This is a genomic window from Sphaerisporangium sp. NPDC049457 (genome assembly GCF_055586705.1).
The window spans coordinates 17,575-33,305 of record NZ_JBVJHR010000030.1; the positions used below are offsets into that span (position 1 = coordinate 17,575).

The window sequence follows — 15,731 nt, forward strand, 5'->3', positions numbered from 1 at the left end:
CTACCGATAACCGCTTTCCGGTCCCGTCCCCTCCATCGCCGCCCCGGACCGCCGGCGATGGAGGGCACGCCCGGCAGCGCGCGGAGCGATCACCCGTCGCGCGCCTCCTGGTAGACGGCACGGCGAGGGACGGGGACGGCGGTTCGCCGTGCCGGAGGCATATCAGGCCCATCTGTTCGCTGCGGCCGGAAAGCACAAAGCGGCGCTCTCGTACCATCGTGCGACTGTGGCTCACACCAGAGCCTCCGCTCGGGGGTCATCGCGAGGAGTCGAGGTGGCGCTTGAGGGTCTCCATGATCTCGGCGAGCGCCTCCAACTGCGGGATGGTGAGCACGTCGGCGAAATGGGCGCGTACCGCCCGCGAATGGCCCTTGGCAGCACGGAGGAAAGCGGCGCGGCCTTCGTCGGTCAGGTGGACCTCGGCGACCCGGTTGTCGGCCTGGTGGCGGCCCCGCCGGATCAGCCCGCGGCGTTCCATCCGGGCGAGATGGTGCGACAGGCGACTCTGCTCCCAGCCGATCAGGTCGGCCAGCTCGGTCGAGCGGACCGGCCGCCCACCCCGCTCGTGCAGGGTCACCAGGACCGGGTAGTCGCTGCCGGAAAGCCCGGAGTCCGCCATCAGCAGCTGATCCAGACGTTGCCGCAGCAGCGGCGTGACCTCGATCAGCGCGCGCCACGCTCTCAGTTCGACCGGGTTCAGACTTCCGGGTTCCGCCGCCTCGTCCACCACTGTCCGCACCTAGCGATCACTCGGAGAGCCCCGATCGGATATTTACCTGACGCGTCATATATCGTACGGGAATCGCGCCCGAGCGGGGCGTGACCATGGGGAGGAGTACGCGGTGGCGACGATCGAGCAGCTCATGAACGCGAACCTACTGGAGGTCTTCAACGAGCGCGACGATGAGCGGCGCCGGGCCGCGATCGCCCGGACGTACGCCCCCGAGGTTCGGTTCTCCGACCCGGAAGAGACGGTGGAAGGCCACGACGCACTCGACGCCAAGGCCCGGATGATCCTCGACGGCGCGCCGGGCTTCGTCTTCACGCCCGGCGGCCCGGTCCAGGTCAGCGCGGATCTCGGCTACCTTCCGTGGAACTTCGGCCCGGCGGGCCAGCCGCCCGTGGTGCGCGGCGTCGACATCGCGCTGGTCGCCGACGGCCTGATCACCACCCTGCACACGCTGCTGCTCACCGACTGACGGCGATCCACCGCGAACTCGCCCGGCCGGACGCCGGCGAGGTCTTCGCCTCAGGGGGCCGGGGCTAAATGGTTTGCTCGTGGCCGGTGGGCGCTGGAATGCTCGGGGCGATCGTGAACGGGGAGGAGACCGCGCGATGGCCGTCGCCGCATCCAGCAAGCCGTCCGAGTCCGGGCCGGAGGTCCGTACGGCGGCCGGCGTCCTGCGCGGCGTCCGGGAGGCGGGCCTGGCGGTCTTCCGCGGCGTCCCGTTCGCCGAGCCGCCGGTCGGCGCCCTCCGTTTCGCCGCGCCGCGGCCAGCGCGCGGCTGGGACGGCGTGCGCCCGGCGGTCGCGTACGGCCCGCCGCCCCCGCAGTCCGGCGTGCTGGGGGTGTCCCAGGACACGGCCGGCGACGACTGGCTGACGCTGAACGTCTGGACGCCGGAACCCGATCCGGCGGCGGGGCTCCCGGTGATGGTGTGGATCCCCGGCGGCGGTTACGCCATGGGCGACGCGAGCCTGCCGGAATACGACGCCGGGCACCTGGCCGGAAGCGGAACCGTGGTCGTGACCCTCAACTACCGTCTCGGCGTCGAGGGTTTCGCGCAGATCGACGGAGCCCCGGCCAACCGGGGACTGCTCGACCAGGTCGCGGCCTTGGGTTGGGTTCGGGACAACATCGGGGTGTTCGGCGGCGACCCCGGCCGGGTCACGGTCTTCGGGCAGTCGGCGGGCGGCGGATCGGTCGCCGCGCTGCTCGCCATGCCGCGCGCCGCCGGGCTCTTCCGCCGGGCGGTCGCGCAGAGCGTCCCGGGGACGTTCTTCTCCCCCGAGCTGGCCGCCGACATCGCCGCCGCCTGCGCCGCCGAGCTGGGGGTGCCGCCCACGGTGTCCGGCCTGTCGGCGGTGGATCCGGCCCTGCTGCCCGCCGCGGGCGACGCGATCTTCGCCAAGATGGTCCAGTCGCGGGAGCGCTGGGGACGGATCGCCCACCGGCCGATCCCGTTCGCACCGGTCGTCGACGGTGACGTCCTGCCGGCGACCCCTTGGCAGGCGCTGGCCGGCGGCGCCGCCCGGGACGTCGAGCTGCTCGTCGGACACACGCGTGACGAGCACCGGCTGTTCAGCCTGATCGACGGCGTGCTCGGCCAGGTCACGCACGAGCAGACCGAGACCGCTCTGCGCATGCTCGCCCCCGGCCCGGACGGCGCGCGCCGGTACCGGGAGGCGTTCCCGGCCGCGGCCGACGAGGAAATGTACGAACTGGTCAACGCCGACTGGTTGTTCCGCATGCCGAGCCTCCGCCTCGCCGAGGCGCAGATCGCCGGCGGCGGCCGGGCCCACCTGTACGAACTCACCTGGCCCGCCCCGGGGCTGGGCGGCGGCCTCGGCGCCTGCCACGGCCTGGACGTGCCGCTCGTCTTCGGCAACCTGAGCGGCAATCGGCCCGCCATGCTGATCGGCGACCCGCCCTCCCCGGCGGCGGAGGAGCTGTCCGCGCGGATCCGCGAAGCGTGGACGGCGTTCGCCGCGCACGGCGACCCGGGCTGGCCACCGTACGACGCCGGACGCCGCCTCGCGCAGCTCTTCGACACGCCCTCGGCGGTCACCGCCTACCCGGAGGAGACCTCGCGGCTGCTGTGGCAGGACCACACCTTCCCCGCGCTCCCGCTGCTGGCGCGGTAGAGCGGCCAGGAAAACCGCTCCGCTGTCGACTACGGCAGGGCTCCTACTCCCGGATGCGGTAGCCGGCGCGGTGGAGGCGACTAGGAAGAGCGCGGAGCGATGACGCGGAGGGCGCCGGGGTGGACGGCGCAGGTGAGGGGCAGGGGCGCGATGCGCTCGCCGTCGGCGTAGGCGACGATGCCGGGCGCGTCCAAGGTGACCGTACGGGCGCGGCGGTAGGCGATGGCGGGGTGGCCGAGGTGGGTGCCCCGGTAGACCCTGGGGAAGGTGCGCAGGAAGGCGGACGTGGGCAGCGGGCCGACGATCAGCACGTCGAGCAGCCCGTCGTCCGGGACGGCGTCCGGGCAGACCCGCATGCCGCCACCGTAGGAGTGGGTGTTGCCGACCGCGACCATCATGGCCTCCTGCTCGATCACCTCGTCGTCGATCGTCAGCCGGAACGGGACGGGGGTGAACGAGCGCAGCTCCTGCAGGGTGGCGAACAGGTACTTGGACCTGCCGGGCGGGCCGGTCAGCCGGTTGGCCCGCTCGTTGACCTTGGAGTCGAAGCCGCAGGCCACGACGCCGGCGAACCATTCGTCCGCGCCGATCGTGCCGGCGTCCACGGTGCGGACGCCGCCGGAGGCGACGATCGCGGCGGCGGCCAGCGGGTCGTTGCGGGGAATGCCGAGGGCGGCGGCGAAGTCGTTGCCGGTCCCTGCGGGGATGAGGCCGAGGGGCACCTCCGTGCCGGCCACGGCCTGCACGGCCAGGTGCACCAGCCCGTCGCCGCCGAACGCCACCAGGGCCTCGGGGCCTTCGGAGACGGCCGTGCAGGCGCGTTCGAGGGCGTCCTGAGCGGAGGTCCCGACGATCACCGAGACCGGCCTGCCGCCCTCCCGCAGGCGGCGCACGACCGGGTCCAGGAGGCGGAGGGTGCGGCCGCCACGGGCCGCGGGATTCACGAGAACGACCAGCTCACCAGCCACTCTCGGAACCTATAGGTATAGAACTCGTCAAGCTAGGGTCAAGGCCGGGAAAGTACGCGCCACGATCATCGGAGTGGGTGATGACTCCGACGGCCGGATGCACCGCAGGCAAGGCCGGGCCGCCCAGGCGGTCCGGCGCCGGCGACGCCTAACGTGGAACCATGACGAACCGGACAAGCCGTGAGATACACCTCGCGTCCCGCCCCACGGGGTGGCCCACCGCCGACAACTTCCGGCTGGTGGAGACGGAGGTCCCCGAACCCGGCCCGGGCCAGGTGGTCGTCCGCAATCTGGTGATGTCCGTCGATCCGTACATGCGAGGGCGCATGGACGACGTGAAGTCCTACGCCCCGCCGTACCGTCTGGGCGAAGCCCTGTACGGCGGGGCGGTCGGCGAGGTGGTCGCGTCGGCCGACCCCGGACTCGCCGCCGGCGACATGGTCCAGCACGGGCTCGGCTGGCGGGAGTACGCGCTGCTCGACGCCGCCGGCTCGCGCAAGGTCGACCCGGCCGCCGCGCCGCTCTCGGCCTATCTGGGAGCGCTCGGCATGGTCGGGCTGACCGCGTACGTCGGACTGCTCGACATCGCGGCGATGCGGCCGGCCGACACCGTCTTCGTCTCCGGCGCCGCCGGCGCGGTGGGCGGCATCGTGGGGCAGATCGCGAAGCTGCGCGGATCGCCGCGGGTCGTTGGAAGCGCCGGATCCGACGCCAAGGTCGCCCACCTCACCGGCGAACTCGGCTTCGACGCGGCGTTCAACTACAAGAACGGCCCGGTGGCCGAACAGCTCAAAAAGGCCGCGCCGGACGGCATCGACGTGTACTTCGACAATGTCGGCGGCGAGCACCTGGAAGCGGCGATCTCGTCGCTGAAGCCGTTCGGCAGGGCCGCGCTGTGCGGGGCGATCTCGCGCTACAACCTGGAGGAGGCGCCGCCGGGCCCGCGCAACCTCTGGCTGGCCGTCACCAACCGGCTCACCCTGCGCGGGTTCATCGTCAGCGACCACGCCGGCCGGACGCCGGACCTGGTGGCCGAGGTCGGCCGCTGGCTGCGGGAAGGCCTGCTGCGGGCCGACGAGACGGTCGTCGACGGCATCGAGAACGCCCCGGAGGCGTTCATCGGCATGCTGCGCGGGGACAACCTCGGCAAGATGCTGGTGCGCCTCGCCTGATCCTCGTGACGGTGCCGTCGTGCACCGCGAGCAGCCGAGCAGCGCGATCGCCGGAGCATGGGCCCCGCACAGATGAGTCTCACCCGAGGGTGACGGTGAGTCCTTCCTCGGCCGCCAGCACCTCACCGCCGAACTCCTTCTGGGCGGCGGCCACCGATGCGGCCCGGTCGTTGCCCGGCCAGAAGTGGGTGAGCATCAACCGGCGTGCGCGTGCGCGGCGGGCCCAGTGACCGGCCTCCGAGGAGGCCAGCAGATTGCGGGTGGGGCGGTCGGTCTCGCCGTCATGGTCGGTGGCCTCGACGATGAACAGGTCGGCGTCACGCCCGAGTTCGGCGAGCGCGGGAGTCGGACCGGTGTCGCCGGTGTAGGCCAGGGTGACCCCGTCGGCCTCAAGGCGGACGCCGGCGTTGGGCACGTAGTGCGGCAGCGGCAGTCCGGTGAGGGCGAACGGCCCCACCTGGTGACCGCCAGGCAGTTGATGCACGTCGAAGACCGCGTGGAGGTCGACGTCGGGCTCCAGCCCGCCGAGCCGGTCGAGCACGCCCGGCGGGCAGTACAACGGCAGCCGTGGGCCACCGGGGTCGCCGTACAAGCGCATCCGGAACAGCCCGTGCAGGTCGATGCAGTGGTCGGGGTGCTCGTGTGTGACGACGACAGCGTCCACCGCGCCGTCCGGCCAGTGCGCAAGCAGCCGCGGCAGCGTGGCGTAACCCAAGTCGAGCAGCAGCCGGTAGCCGTCCCAGTCCACCGCGAACCCGCTGCAGGCACGGCCCGGCTCGGGAAACGCACCACAACTGCCAAGGACGGTCACTTGTCGCATCCGTACAGGATGCCAGCCCTCACACCGGTCATGGAGGGCTCGGGCGTGCGCCCCTCCGTCCTGCGAGGCAAGCCATGCCGCGACTGCTCAAGGGCCGCCCTCGCCGCCGAACCGCGCGATCGGACCCGGTGATCGTTCGTGGTCATCCCCACGGTCGAGGGCGTCTAGTCGAGCGGCGTGGACGCGGTGCCGTCGAGTTCCTCTTCGAGTTGCCGCTGACGCTCGGCGTCGAGTTGTTCCCTCTTCCGGTCGTGGAGGTACATGATGACCTCCGCGATCAGGAACATGCCGACCATCGGCAGCGCCAAGGCGAGCATGGTGATCGGATCCTGGCTCGGCGTGGCGATGGCCGCGAAGACGAACATCAGGAAGATGACCATGCGCTGGTGCTTGCTCACCATGCGGAACGGCAGCACGCCGATGAAGTTGAGGAACACCAGCAGCAGGGGGACCTCGAACGACAGGCCGAAGATGACCAGCATCGCCATCATGAACCCGACGTACTGGTCCATGCTGATGAGCTGGATCACGTTGTCGGGGGCGAACCCGAACAGCAGCGACAGGCCCTTGTCCATGGTGATGTAGGCGAGGGCCGCGCCTGCGGCGAACAGCGGCACCGACAGGCCGAGGAACGACAGCGAGTAGCGCCGCTCGTTGCGGTAGAGGCCCGGCGTGACGAAGGCCCACACCTGGTACAGCCAGATGGGCGCGGAGACCACCGCGCCGAACATGAGGGCGACCTGGAGGTTCACCATGAAGCCCTCGAACACGCTCTGCTGCACGAGCGTGCACTCGCCGGCCTTCAGCTTGTAGGCCGCAGGGAGTCGGCAGTAGGGGCCGACCATGAAGTCCCAGATGCGGTCGAAGAAGACGAACCCGACCACGGTGCCCAAGGTGAGGCCGAGAATCGCCTTGACCAGACGATTGCGCAGTTCACGGAGGTGATCCATGAGCGACATGCGGCCGTCGGGATCAGCGGCGGGCTGGTCCTTGCCTTCGGGGCTTGACCGTTTGAGCAATGCCATCGGGCGTCCTGGTCTCGCGAGCGGTCAGGGACAGGAGTCGGCGGTCAGGCGGACCCCTGGTCCTTCTGCGCCTGGGACAGCGGAGCGCTGTTCACCGGAGCGTCGGCGGGGCGGGCCTGGGCGCCGCGCAGCCGGGCGTTCTCCTCCTCCAGCAGGCGGAGCCGGTCTTCGACGGAGGGCGTCACCGGAGCAATGGCCTGCTGCGGCGCCGCGGCCGGCTGGGCCGTCGCGGTCTCCGCGGCCCTGGCCTCGTCCTCTTCGTGCAGCTTGGTGGTCTCCTTCTTGAACAGCCGAAGCGACTGACCGAGCGCCTTGGCGGTGTCAGGGAGCTTCTTGGCGCCGAAAAGAAGGACAAGGACCAGCAGAATGAGGATCCATTCCATGGGACCAAGTGATGGCATGACACATCCTTACGCCAGGCGACGTGCGTTCTCAGCCTCGATCGTACGCTGCCGCCGCCACTTGATTCACCCCTCTGCGCGCCCAGATGCGCCGATCACGGCGCTGAGCCGCCCTCGGACGGGCGCCAGACGGCCGTTGGCCCGCCCGATTTCACGTGAGAGCCCCCGGGCGGCCACCACGACGCGCGCCGAGAGCACGGCCAGCGGCACCACCCCGGCGACGCCGAGGCCGACCGCGACGAAGATCCAGGTCATGTCCGGGCACTCTACCGAAGCCCGCCGGGACGCGCCCCGGATCCGCCTCGTCAGTGGCAGGTCTCGTAGCGGGCCAGCGCCGCCGAGGCCGCCTCGCGCACCCGGTCGGCCAGCGACACCGGGGACACGACCCGGCCGCTGTCGCCCAGGCGCAGCGCCAGCCGGACGAGCCAGCCCTGGTCGCGGGCGCGCAGCGTGACCCGCAGGCGGCCCTCCCCCAGCTCGGTGACCTCCTCGCACGGGTAGTACTCGGCGACCCACCGGCCGGCGGGGGTCAGTTCGAGCTCCACCAGCTCGTCGGTGGGCGAGGGCCGGAACACCCCGTCGGTCACGTCGATCGGCTCGGCCTCGGCGGGCGGGTCGGCGGCCACGTCCAGCATCTCCACGCCGATGATGCGGTCGAGGCGGAACAGCCGCATGCCTTCGGCGCGGTAGCACCAGCCCTCGACGTAGGAGCGCCCGTCGACCATCACCAGCCGCGTCGGGTCGACCTCGCGCGGGGTGATCTCGTCGCGTCCCGGCACGTAGTACCGCAGCGACAGCCGGCGGCCCTCGCGCAGCGCCCGCCGGACGGTGACCATGGCGTCGGGGGCGGCGTCCAGCTCGAAGGCCACCTGACTGCTCACGGCGGCCGCGCCCTCGCCCGCCGCGCGTTCGAGCTTGGCGATCACCCGGGCCAAGGCGTCGCCCTCGGCGAACTCGGGCAGCTCGGCCAGCATGCGCAGCGCGACGAGCAGCGCGCTGGCCTCGTCGATGCCGAGCCGCAGGGGACGCGCGATGGTTTCGGCGTTGTCGATCAGGATCTCGCCGCCGTCCCAGGAGACGTCGATGAGGTCTCCCGGAGTGTGGCCGGGCAGGCCGCACATCCACACCAGCTGCAGATCGTCGACGAGCTGCTTCTCGGTCAGCCCGAACAGCCTGGCGACCTCGGGCACCTGCGCGCCCGGGTGGGACATGAGGTAGGGCACCAGGGCGAGCAGCCTGGGAAGCCGGTCGGCCGTGCTCACGCGAGGGCTCCCTTCAGGCGGCGGATCACCGCGTCGCGGACGTCCGGCGGGTCGAGCACCTCGGCGTCGGACCCGAACGCCACGACCGACCCGGCCACCCACTCGGGGTCGGCGAACTCGACGGTCACGACGTCCCAGCCGTCCTCGCCGGGCCGCACGGACCCCACCTGGCGCAGCCACTGGCAGGTGTCCTGGCGGACGCGGACGGTGGCGGTGCGCTCGGGAAGCAGGCTGTCGCGGTGGCCGACCATCGAGCGGATGTCGACCCCCTCGGGCACGACCACGGCCCCGGGACGGCCGACCGGCGTGACAGGACCGCTGATGCGGCTCAGGCGGAAGACGCGGGGGGCGTCGCGTTCGCGGTCGTGGCCGACGACGTACCAGCGGCCGCGCCGGCTGACCACGCCCCACGGCTCCACCGTGCGGGTCAGCAGGACCTCGCTGCCCGCCGCGCGGTAGTCGAAGCGGACGACCCTGCGGTCACGCACAGCCTCCCACAGGGCGGGAAAGGCGGGGTCGCGGGTGTCCACGCGCAGCTCCAGCGGGCCGCCGGCGGCCTCGTCGGTCTGCACCCCGGCGGCGCGCAGCTTGAGCAGGGCGCCGCCGGCGGCCTCGGCGAGGTTGGCGCGCTGCCAGACCTGGGCGGCCAGGCCGAGCACGGCGGCCTCGTCGGCCTCCAGCGTGATCTCGGGCAGCTCGTAGGCCTGCCGCATGATGCGGTAGCCCGGCTCGTCCTCCCAGGGATCGCGGTGGACCTCCACCGGGATGCCGATCTCGCGCAGCTCGTTCTTGTCGCGCTCGAACATGCGCTGGAAGGCCTCGTCGTTGCCGGCGTCGTAGCCGGGCACGGCATGGCGGATCTGTTCCGCGCTGAGCGGGCGGCGCGTGGCCAGCAGGCAGATGACCAGGTTCAGCAGCCGCTCGGTCTTCCGCCGAGACATCGGGCCCCCTTCTCACGGTGACGCTACCCTTGCCCCGTGATCAGATGGCGCAAGGGCGAGGTGGTCGCGGTCCGGCGCGAGTGGCCGGGCGCGATGGAGTTGGACGTGACCCTCCCCGAAGGGAGCTGCCGGGCCCTGGCCTACCCGCCGCTGGTGGGCCGCCCCGAACCTGGCGACACGGTGCTGCTGAACACGACCGCTCTCGCCATGGGCCTCGGTACGGGAGGTTACGCCATGGTAGTGGCCGTGCCGGACCGATTGCCGGAAGATCCGCAAGGTCCCGGCCACCTGGTCAAGGCACGATACACGCCGTTGCAGGCCACGGTGCTCGGCGCCGACGAACAGGACTCCCCTCATCACGAGCTCCTACGCGAGGCCGACTCGGTCGAGGGCATGCCGGTGATCGTCGCCGACCTGCACTCGGCCCTCCCCGCGATCCTGTGCGGCCTGTACGGCTCCCTCCCCCGGACGGACGAGCGCCCGCCCCGGGTGGCCTACGTGATGCTGGACGGAGGCGCGCTGCCGGGCTGGTTCTCGATGTCGGCGGCGCGGCTGCGCGAGATCGGCTGGCTGTGCGGGGTGGTCACCACTGGCCAGTCCTTCGGCGGCGACGTGGAGGCGGTCACCGTCCACACCGGGCTGCTCGCGGCCAGGCACGTGCTGTCGGCCGACGTCGCGATCGTGACCCAGGGCCCTGGCAACCTGGGCACCGGCACGCGTTGGGGTTTCTCCGGGGTGTCGGCGGGCGAGGCGGTGAACGCGGCGGCCGTACTGGGCGGGCGTCCGGTGGCGGCGCTGCGCGTCAGCGAAGGCGACCTGCGCGAGCGCCACATCGGGGTCTCCCACCACTCGCTCACCGCCTACGGCCGGGTGGCCCTGGCCCCCGCCCAGGTGGTGGTGCCGGAACTGCCCGGCCCGTTCGGCGAGAAGGTCGGCGCCCAGGCCGCCGTGCTGGCCGACCGGCACGAACTGGTCACCGTCGCGGTCGAAGGGCTGCGCGAGACGTTGGAGGCCAGCCCGGTCAAGCTGTCCACGATGGGCCGCGGCCTGGACCGCGACCTGGCGGGCTTCCTGGCATCCGCCGCCGCCGGCCGGCACGTCGCGTCGCTCCTCGCCTGACAATCCTGACAATCCCAATAATAGGGACGCAGTTGAGCCACCTCCTGGCAGGAGGCCGGCCCATCGCCTGGCAGTGCCGTGATGGCGGGAGTCTCAGCCGGAGAAGAAGTCGAATTCACCGGCCTTGACCCCGGCGAGGAAGGCTTCCCACTCGCCGCGGGTGTAGACGATCACCTCACGGTCCGGGTGATGACTGTGACGCACGGCAACCCGCCCACTCCCATCCCCCAGCGGCCCCGCTTCGACGCATTGGGCGTCGCCGTTAGGGCTGTAAGTGCTGATGTGCCAAGCGACACCGGCCAGTTCCTCAGGTGTGGCCATGGGGGCCTCTCCGTTCGCTTAAGCCATGCGTTCCGCCGCTGCGGCGATGAGTTCCGCCGACTCTTCACGAGTCAAGGCAGCCTGGTCCAAATAATCGTATGCCTTCGTGAAATTCCCCACTCCATCCGATTCGACGTACATGCACCCCGCACCAGTCTCGGTGAAAGCTATGTCCGGGTAGGGAGCCGACATGTCGAAGATCATGAAAGGCCCGCGCGGGCTGGCATGGGCTCCGGCACTGAAGGGCAGCACTCGAATCGAGACATGTGGCCGCGTCCCGAGTTCCCTGAGGTGCTCCAGTTGCGCACGCATCACCGGCACGCCTCCGACGACACGGCACAACAGGGCCTCGTCCAGAATCGCGGCCAATCGGATGGGCCGCTCTCTGATGAGCACCTGCTGACGGATCATGCGGAACTCCACCCATCGAGAGACGTACGCCTGACCGGCCTCCGGATCGGCCGCCCTGATCACCGCATCGGCGTACTCGGGCGTCTGAAGAAGGCCAGGGATGACCAGCACGTCGAACGAGCGGAGCATCTCAGCCCGCGACTCCAGCCACGCGTGATCGATCACTCTGCCAGAGGTCTCACCGGCATAGTCGTCCCACCACCCCTTCTGCCAGATATCGCGGCTGAGCTGTTCCAGACCGTCGCGGACGTCAGGGTCGTCGACTCCGTAGAGGTTGAGCAACGCGAGCACATCGGGCGCCCTGGCAGGCGTGAGGCCCTGTTCCCACCGACTGATGGCGGCCTGGTCACGCTGGACGTAGTCCCCGGCCTCCCGGAGAGTCAGCTTGGCCGCTTCGCGCAGCTCACGGAGTTGCTTACCGAGCCACTGAGCGCGAAGCGTCGGGCCTTTCCGTAGTGCCACATCGCCCCCCCCTTCGCCCAAATAGGACTAAACGGCGCATTGATTATTTCTCGATTAAGTTGCTGCTCAATATTGCGCAGGACTCAATCAGCTGTCACTCTACTACCGAGAGTTCCATTACGCAGTGCGATGGCGCGAACTCATACAGATATGCGGAGGCCGGGACGGGGCATGCTTGCGACGGCTGTGCCCGTCCCGGCCGGGTGCCGGAGAAAGGGGTGATCCGATGGATCAGCGGCCCGATTCCAGCTTGCCCACTGTCTATCACGACAGGGGCAAGGAAGACGCGGTCGTGCCACGGTTGAGAGCGGAGGAGCGCGCACGGCTGTTCGCGCTGCTCCGTGACCCGGACGAGGAGTGCGGAGACGAGGGTGGGGTGGAGCTGTACGGGGTGGAGTTGCCCGGCGGTTCGGCGACGACGATCACGGTGAACGGACGGCCTCACGGAAGCTGGAGGAGCTGCGAGCGACTGGCCAACCGGCTCGGCCTGCGCCTGGTCTGGCTCGACCCCGAGCCGCGCTTCTGAAACGGACGGCCGGGTCCGCGCCCCGGCCGCGGCTCACTCCAACTCCATCCGCTCGTAGGCGACGACAAGCTTCTCGGTGAGGACGCTCGTGTCACCGGCCTTCACGGACGTGATCTCCAAGCTCTTCGGCCAGGCGTTGACCAGGTTGTACCGCTTGATCGGGGTGCCCTCGGCGTCGAAGACGACGATCGCGCCGTTCTTGCGTGCATCGCCCGCCTTCCCCGATTGGGATTCCCTCACCCACTTCTCGAAGCCGTCGTCCGAGGTCACACCCCGGGTGAGCGTCACCTCGCCGGCCTTGGGGCGTCCGGGGAGCCGCTTGACGACGATCTTGCCGTCGGGGGTGTTCTCCTTCACCTCGATGACGTCCTGCTCCATCTTGAGCCCGGAGATCTCCTCGATCCGCTTGATGACGACCCCGTCCACCTCCAGACCGAAGGAGTGGCCGGTCGAGCCGTCTGAATCCGGTAATGGCATGCGCGGTCTCCTTTGCCGCAGGGATGTCCCTGGTCGAGCCTAATATCGCATCGCCTCTTTATTCCCGGTCATTCGCCACCGGTGTGAGTTCGCCACGGGGTCAGGCATACCGGGCCCTTCGCGACCGCCTATGGCCGGGCAGGGTAATGCAGTGCCTGACGGTGCTGGTGACATAAGTAGACAATTCCGCGGCTTTCCGGCAATTCACGCTCGCGCAGGCCGCCCCACTCTTCGCCGCAGATCTCCACCAGTGCCTGGCGCAGCTCGGTGAAGTCCACGCGGGGCTGTTCCCCGTGCCGGCCGGGGTTGGGCATCCCCGAATCGTCACCCACGGGCAGGGCCACGCTTTCGAGGAGTTTGCACGACAGTTCCAGCCGGGACTTGTCCTCCTCGCTGAACGTGATACCGGCCAGGCCGGACACGGCCGGGCCGACCAGCGGCGCCGCCCACTTCAGGCCGGTGAGCAGGATGCGCAGATAGGGCGCGTATCGGCGAAGCCACCCGGGGAGAATCTTCAGCTCGTAAACGCCGGCGCCGTCCTCCAGCGGGTGCGGGCCGTCGGGCTGTTCGCAGTACAGGCGCAGCTCGTAGGTGGACAGCTTGGTCTTGGTGATGGTGAAGACGCTCGGGCAGTAGGCGCCCTGCTCGCCCCGGTGGCGCAGGAGATCACGCACGCCGTCCATGACCTGCAGCTGGGCGTACTTGATCTGGCTGGTGGTGTCCGCGATCTCATCCAGGCTGTGCTGCATCCTGACCAGGGTGGTCTCCACCGCAGTCGGCGCGGGCGGGCGCAGGCCCAGCAGCAGCGTCCGGGCGTCGACCATCGCGAAGGTCTGCTGGCATTGCAGCGGGGCGCCGTGTTCCAGAGCGCGCAGCGCGACGGCGTGCTCGAACTCGTGCGCGCACCGGCCCGGCGGCGCGATGCACGGGCACGGGATGAACCGGCGGACGTCCATCCCGGGATAGCGTTCGGCCAGGATGCCGGTGAACGCCTCGTCCAGGATCGAGTAGAAGGTGTGGGGCGTGGTTCCGCGCACCGTCAGGCGCAGGGTGGGCTGGGCGGCGTCATCGTCGACCAGCAGCGCCATCGTACGGTCCTGGCCGCGGTCGGCGGCGGTGTGGTCGTGGTGGCGCAGCAGAACTCCCCGCGCCCACGCCACCCCGATGGTGTAGCGGTGCTCGCGGGCGATGAACCACGACGGGATGCCCGCCTGGCGGGACGACAGCCGGTAGGTCAGCCGCAGCTCCGAGGTGCCGGGCTTCGCCAGTAGTTCGTCCCATTCGCCGGGGAGGTGTTCGGGGGCGCCGGCGGGCAGCCGCTCGACCACCAGCGCCACATCTTCATGACCGGGCGCGTCGATGCGGTAGGCCAGGTCGAACCGTTCCATCATCGCCGTCAGCGTCGCCCACAGGCCCGGGTCGTCAAGGTCGCGCCATAAGCGCCCGCGTTCGGCGCGGCTGAGCAGCCCGCCCCGCTCGGCGACCTGCCGGCTGTCCAGCACCCTGGTGATCATTTCATCGACCCAGGCCGGCTGTAACACGACGGTGTCCCGCAGCTCGGCGTCACGCGCGAAGTGCAGGATGTCCCCGCGATCGTGCAACGCTCCCCGTAGCACCTCGCGCTGTACCTGCTCTTCGACACCGCATTCGGCCATTTCCCGGTCGGCCTGGTGAAGACTGATCCAGCGGCCGGGCCGGTCGGCCAGCCGCCGTGCGGCCTCGTCCCAGCCGGTGGGCCAGCGTCCGCCCATCAGAGGCAGCGCCGCCGCGATGTCGGCGATCTGGTCACGCAGTTCCTGGATGCCGGTGCCGTCGGCGCAGTCGACCTGGGAGACCCCCTGGATGCGGGGGTAGCGCCGACGAAGATCGACCTCGTCCAGGTCGGCGACCGACTTGGCGCAGTGGGTGGCCACGATCACGATCGGGGAGTCCGGGGCGGCGTTGGTGATGGTCTGCAGCCATGCCTCGACCTGCCCGCCGGAACGCCACCCTCGGCGGCTGTTCCATACCAGCACGAACAGCGACCGATCGGTCAGGTAGAAGCGCTGTGTGGCGCGATACTCCAACTGGCCGCCGAAGTCCCACACGTTCAGCCGCATCACCGTCCCCGGCCGGCTCGGGTGCGGCAGGTCCAGCGGGTCGAGATGTACCCCATGGGTCTGTGGCTCGTGCGGATCGTAGGGCAGGCCGCACAGCGCCTTTGCCACCGACGTCTTGCCCACCGTCGCCTCGCCCACCACCAGCATCTTCGACGACCACTGCTCCACGCTCCCGCGCAGCAACGCCCGCAGAAACGCCAGCACCCCCGAAGTCCCCGAAGTCACAATCTCCGGCGGCGGACTCACCAGCGGATTTTCCTCGATATCCAGCACACGGAGATCAGCGAGCTTTCCCAAGGATTCCGGTAGCGCGGTCAACTGATTGTCACGGAGGTACAGCGCGGTGAGAGCGGTCAGGTTGCCCAACGACTCCGGTAGCGCGGTCAACTCATTGCCATAGAGATACAGCCTGGTGAGAGTGGTCAAGTTGCCCAACGACTCCGGCAACACGGCCAGCCGGTTGACTTGGAGGTCCAGCCTGGTAAGAGCGGTCAGGTCGCCCAACGACTCCGGCAACACGGCCAGCCGATTGCCGCTGAGGTCCAGCCTGGTAAGAGCGGTCAGGTTCCCCAACGACTCCGGCAGCACCTCCAGCCGATTGCCACCGAGGCCCAGCCTGGTAAGAGCGGTCAAGTTACCCAACCACTCCGGCAACACCTCCAGCCGATTGCCGCTGAGGTCCAGCTCGGTGAGAGCGGTCAAGTTGCCCACGGCTTCGGGCACGTGAGCGAGGCCGAGATGATTCAAATCCAGTACATCGCCGGCTGCCTTGATCCGGTGGTCGGCTTCGTGCTCAGCGGACTGCGTCATTGGTCGGCTCACCATTGCTCGGGCCGGGGGTTGGTCGATTGTCGCTACGGGC

Annotated in this window: 17 protein-coding genes; 5 read left to right on the top strand and 12 right to left on the bottom strand. The window is 70.1% G+C overall.

Annotated features, from left to right (window positions below; genetic code table 11):
* Window positions 1–256 precede the first annotated feature (256 nt).
* Window positions 257–730: a MarR family winged helix-turn-helix transcriptional regulator gene (locus ACZ6QO_RS35345; protein WP_465857457.1), complete on the bottom strand. Its 474-nt coding sequence runs from the start codon at window positions 728–730 to the stop codon at window positions 257–259.
* Window positions 731–842: 112 nt separating this feature from the next.
* On the opposite strand from ACZ6QO_RS35345, the gene ACZ6QO_RS35350 reads away from it, so the two are divergent.
* Window positions 843–1,199 (top strand): nuclear transport factor 2 family protein, encoded by a 357-nt coding sequence (locus tag ACZ6QO_RS35350; protein ID WP_465857459.1) that lies wholly within the window; start codon window positions 843–845, stop codon window positions 1,197–1,199.
* A 136-nt stretch (window positions 1,200–1,335) separates the two neighbouring features.
* Window positions 1,336–2,865 carry a carboxylesterase/lipase family protein gene (locus ACZ6QO_RS35355; RefSeq protein ID WP_465857461.1) on the top strand — a complete coding sequence of 510 codons (1,530 nt, stop codon included), beginning with the start codon at window positions 1,336–1,338 and terminating at the stop codon, window positions 2,863–2,865.
* Between the two features lie 80 nt (window positions 2,866–2,945).
* Here ACZ6QO_RS35355 and ACZ6QO_RS35360 read toward each other — a convergent pair whose 3' ends face one another.
* Window positions 2,946–3,833, bottom strand: a complete 888-nt coding sequence (locus tag ACZ6QO_RS35360; RefSeq protein ID WP_465857463.1) for a diacylglycerol/lipid kinase family protein — start codon at window positions 3,831–3,833, stop codon at window positions 2,946–2,948.
* Between the two features lie 161 nt (window positions 3,834–3,994).
* Here ACZ6QO_RS35360 and ACZ6QO_RS35365 point away from each other — a divergent pair, with 161 nt between their 5' ends.
* Window positions 3,995–5,005, top strand: a complete 1,011-nt coding sequence (locus tag ACZ6QO_RS35365; RefSeq protein WP_465857465.1) for an NADP-dependent oxidoreductase — start codon at window positions 3,995–3,997, stop codon at window positions 5,003–5,005.
* A 79-nt stretch (window positions 5,006–5,084) separates the two neighbouring features.
* On the opposite strand, the gene ACZ6QO_RS35370 is transcribed toward ACZ6QO_RS35365, so the two are convergent.
* From ACZ6QO_RS35370 to ACZ6QO_RS35395, 6 genes are all read right to left on the bottom strand, one after another.
* The gene (locus tag ACZ6QO_RS35370; protein WP_465857467.1) at window positions 5,085–5,825 is read right to left on the bottom strand and encodes an MBL fold metallo-hydrolase; all 741 of its coding nucleotides are present in this window, start codon (window positions 5,823–5,825) and stop codon (window positions 5,085–5,087) included.
* A 164-nt stretch (window positions 5,826–5,989) separates the two neighbouring features.
* Window positions 5,990–6,850, bottom strand: a complete 861-nt coding sequence (gene tatC / locus ACZ6QO_RS35375) for a twin-arginine translocase subunit TatC (RefSeq protein ID WP_465857469.1) — start codon at window positions 6,848–6,850, stop codon at window positions 5,990–5,992.
* 44 nt (window positions 6,851–6,894) lie between these two features.
* Window positions 6,895–7,251 carry a Sec-independent protein translocase subunit TatA gene (gene tatA, locus ACZ6QO_RS35380; RefSeq protein ID WP_465857471.1) on the bottom strand — a complete coding sequence of 119 codons (357 nt, stop codon included), beginning with the start codon at window positions 7,249–7,251 and terminating at the stop codon, window positions 6,895–6,897.
* A 66-nt stretch (window positions 7,252–7,317) separates the two neighbouring features.
* On the bottom strand, window positions 7,318–7,506 hold the full coding sequence (locus tag ACZ6QO_RS35385) for a hypothetical protein (RefSeq protein ID WP_465857473.1): 189 nt from the start codon (window positions 7,504–7,506) through the stop codon (window positions 7,318–7,320).
* Window positions 7,507–7,556: 50 nt separating this feature from the next.
* Complete coding sequence (locus ACZ6QO_RS35390) at window positions 7,557–8,513, bottom strand: helix-turn-helix transcriptional regulator (protein ID WP_465857475.1); 957 nt, start codon at window positions 8,511–8,513, stop codon at window positions 7,557–7,559.
* Window positions 8,510–9,454, bottom strand: a complete 945-nt coding sequence (locus tag ACZ6QO_RS35395; protein WP_465857477.1) for a helix-turn-helix transcriptional regulator — start codon at window positions 9,452–9,454, stop codon at window positions 8,510–8,512. The genes ACZ6QO_RS35390 and ACZ6QO_RS35395 overlap by 4 nt, the downstream gene beginning before the upstream one ends.
* Window positions 9,455–9,490: 36 nt before the next feature.
* Between ACZ6QO_RS35395 and ACZ6QO_RS35400 the strand changes: the two genes are divergently transcribed.
* A complete protein-coding gene (locus ACZ6QO_RS35400; protein WP_465857478.1) occupies window positions 9,491–10,573 on the top strand; it encodes a DUF3866 family protein in 1,083 nt (360 codons plus the stop codon).
* A gap of 93 nt (window positions 10,574–10,666) precedes the next feature.
* Here the strand turns inward: ACZ6QO_RS35400 and ACZ6QO_RS35405 are convergent, their stop codons facing one another.
* Window positions 10,667–10,894 (bottom strand): DUF397 domain-containing protein, encoded by a 228-nt coding sequence (locus ACZ6QO_RS35405; RefSeq protein ID WP_465857479.1) that lies wholly within the window; start codon window positions 10,892–10,894, stop codon window positions 10,667–10,669.
* Window positions 10,895–10,912: 18 nt separating this feature from the next.
* Complete coding sequence (locus tag ACZ6QO_RS35410; protein ID WP_465857480.1) at window positions 10,913–11,767, bottom strand: helix-turn-helix domain-containing protein; 855 nt, start codon at window positions 11,765–11,767, stop codon at window positions 10,913–10,915.
* A gap of 292 nt (window positions 11,768–12,059) precedes the next feature.
* Between ACZ6QO_RS35410 and ACZ6QO_RS35415 the strand changes: the two genes are divergently transcribed.
* Window positions 12,060–12,293, top strand: coding sequence for a hypothetical protein (locus tag ACZ6QO_RS35415; RefSeq protein ID WP_465857481.1), 234 nt, complete (start codon window positions 12,060–12,062; stop codon window positions 12,291–12,293).
* A gap of 33 nt (window positions 12,294–12,326) precedes the next feature.
* On the opposite strand, the gene ACZ6QO_RS35420 is transcribed toward ACZ6QO_RS35415, so the two are convergent.
* Together ACZ6QO_RS35420 and ACZ6QO_RS35425 are read right to left on the bottom strand one after the other, a co-directional pair.
* Entirely contained in the window at window positions 12,327–12,770 is a 444-nt protein-coding gene (locus tag ACZ6QO_RS35420) for a phage tail protein (RefSeq protein ID WP_465857483.1), read from the bottom strand.
* A 128-nt stretch (window positions 12,771–12,898) separates the two neighbouring features.
* A complete protein-coding gene (locus ACZ6QO_RS35425; protein WP_465857485.1) occupies window positions 12,899–15,679 on the bottom strand; it encodes a COR domain-containing protein in 2,781 nt (926 codons plus the stop codon).
* Window positions 15,680–15,731: the final 52 nt, after the last annotated feature.

Bases quoted from the DNA above. Each gene is read 5' to 3' on its own strand.
- ACZ6QO_RS35355 (WP_465857461.1), top strand. From the start codon at position 1,336: ATGGCCGTCGCCGCATCCAGCAAGCCGTCCGAGTCCGGGCCGGAGGTC.
- ACZ6QO_RS35385 (WP_465857473.1), bottom strand. From the start codon at position 7,506: ATGACCTGGATCTTCGTCGCGGTCGGCCTCGGCGTCGCCGGGGTGGTG.
- ACZ6QO_RS35365 (WP_465857465.1), top strand. From the start codon at position 3,995: ATGACGAACCGGACAAGCCGTGAGATACACCTCGCGTCCCGCCCCACG.
- ACZ6QO_RS35395 (WP_465857477.1), bottom strand. From the start codon at position 9,454: ATGTCTCGGCGGAAGACCGAGCGGCTGCTGAACCTGGTCATCTGCCTG.
- ACZ6QO_RS35405 (WP_465857479.1), bottom strand. From the start codon at position 10,894: ATGGCCACACCTGAGGAACTGGCCGGTGTCGCTTGGCACATCAGCACT.
- ACZ6QO_RS35425 (WP_465857485.1), bottom strand. From the start codon at position 15,679: ATGACGCAGTCCGCTGAGCACGAAGCCGACCACCGGATCAAGGCAGCC.
- ACZ6QO_RS35370 (WP_465857467.1), bottom strand. From the start codon at position 5,825: ATGCGACAAGTGACCGTCCTTGGCAGTTGTGGTGCGTTTCCCGAGCCG.
- tatC (WP_465857469.1), bottom strand. From the start codon at position 6,850: ATGGCATTGCTCAAACGGTCAAGCCCCGAAGGCAAGGACCAGCCCGCC.
- tatA (WP_465857471.1), bottom strand. From the start codon at position 7,251: ATGCCATCACTTGGTCCCATGGAATGGATCCTCATTCTGCTGGTCCTT.
- ACZ6QO_RS35420 (WP_465857483.1), bottom strand. From the start codon at position 12,770: ATGCCATTACCGGATTCAGACGGCTCGACCGGCCACTCCTTCGGTCTG.